Source organism: Phenylobacterium sp. (genome assembly GCF_031425575.1).
Classification (GTDB): domain Bacteria; phylum Pseudomonadota; class Alphaproteobacteria; order Caulobacterales; family Caulobacteraceae; genus Phenylobacterium.
Window position 1 is genome coordinate 1 of the sequence record NZ_JANPJP010000025.1, and the last position, 1,676, is coordinate 1,676.

Annotated in this window: 2 protein-coding genes; one reads left to right on the forward strand and one right to left on the reverse strand. The window is 66.5% G+C overall.

Translation table 11 applies throughout. The annotated features are described in order from the left end of the window. Window positions 1-1,039 (reverse strand): redoxin domain-containing protein (locus RMO97_RS01205; protein WP_310538736.1); only part of this gene is annotated, 1,039 nt, incomplete at its 3' end. 124 nt (window positions 1,040-1,163) lie between these two features. Here RMO97_RS01205 and RMO97_RS01210 point away from each other — a divergent pair. Beyond that, a partial coding sequence (locus tag RMO97_RS01210; protein WP_310538737.1) for an amidase family protein occupies window positions 1,164-1,676 on the forward strand: 513 nt, incomplete at its 3' end.

Consider the following 1,676-nt stretch of genomic DNA (forward strand, 5'->3'; position numbering starts at 1 on the left):
TGGCCTTCAGCCAGGTATTGGCCGGGAACGGATTGTCCACCCGCATGAACTGGTATTCCACCAGGCCGCTGGCTGGCACCTTGAAAGCTGGCAGATCCACGACGACGTCCGGCTTGCCGAGGTTTTCCGGCCATTCAGCAGTCACCCGCCCGGCGTTGGCCAGCAGGGGATCAGCCCCGTCGCTGCGCGGAGCCCCAGCCTCGATCCAGTGGACCAAGGTCTTGGTCTCGGCGGCGGTCAGGCCCTGGTCGTTCTTGAACGCGCCGATGTGCGGATCGGCGAAGTAGGGTGGCATCCGGCGCGTGCGGATGGTCTCCCGGATCATCGGCGAGAAGCCCTTGACCACTTCATAGCTGTCCATGGCGAAGGGGCCGATACCGCCGGTAAGGTGGCAGGACACGCACTTTTCCTGCAGGATCGGAGCGATTTCCCGGGCGTAGGAGATCCTGGCGAAGGCGGCTGCGCGGGCCTGTTCGGGGAAGCTCACGGCGCGGCCTTCGGTGACCTCGATCTGCGACCGAGCCACAGGCTGGCCCGCCAGCACGGCGTCCAACGCCGCCACCGAATTCGACAAGGGTCCGCGGTAGGCCACGGCCCAGGTTTTTGGGTTGATGACAAAAACCTCCCCTTCCCGCTTTACGCCCAGCTGCTCGCCCACAAGCTGTTGCTCGTCCATCAGGATCGGCAGTGTGAGGCCCTCTTTGGCCGCCGCCGAAGCCGCCGCGTCGCGCGTGTCGGCCAGGTTGGAGTCCAGCAGGAAGAACAACACGCCGCGGGCCTGGTAGCCGGCGGCGATGTTCTGCAGCTCGGCGGAGCGGGCCGTGGAGACCCCAGAGCCGTTCTGCCGGGTCATCAACACGATCGCCGGCGCATAGCCATAGTAGTAAAGCTGGTGCGCGAGGCGGGTGTGGTCGGTCAGCTGAAAGTCATCCACCCGCGGGGGCGCCACATCGGCGGCGCGCAGCGGCGCGCCAGCTCCAAAGCCGAACGCCAACACCCCTGCCGCCGTTACAGCGGCCATGGCTAACATGGGCTTCATGCGCGTCCTCCCCAGGAAACGACGGTACGCTACCAGAGCTATTGGTCTCAAGTGTTGCAGACTTGGCGTCCGGGAGGTCAAGTCTGGGGGTGGACGGCGAACAGTCCAGCCGAGGGGGGACACCATGACCAGGATCACACGCCGCGCCTTCAGTGCGTTGGCCTTCGCCGGCGTTGCGGCCGAGGCGCGGGCCAAGGCGCCGGCCGTCAAGTCGGCCTGGCCGGACGCTACCGAGACAGCGGCGATGATCCGAACGGGCCAGATGTCGGCGCTGGAGGCCGCCAAGGGCGCCGTGGATCGGGCGCTGAAACTGCAGCCGAAGCTGAATTTCCTGGTGGCGTCGGATTTCGACCGGGCGCTGGAGCGGGGTCAGGTCGCGGCCATGACCGGTCCCTATGCCGGCGTCCCGTTCCTGATAAAAGATTTAAATGATTACAAGGGTTTGCCGACCCGCTCAGGTTCACGGGCCATGCTCGCGATGCCGCCGGCCACGCGACAGCCGCTGTTGAGCGACGCTTACGACCGCGCCGGGGTGAATGTGATCGGCAAGTCCTCGACCCCGGAGCACGGCTTCCTGCCCACCACCGAACCCACCGGATTTGGCCCCACCCGCAACCCCTGGGACCTCGCGCGGTCC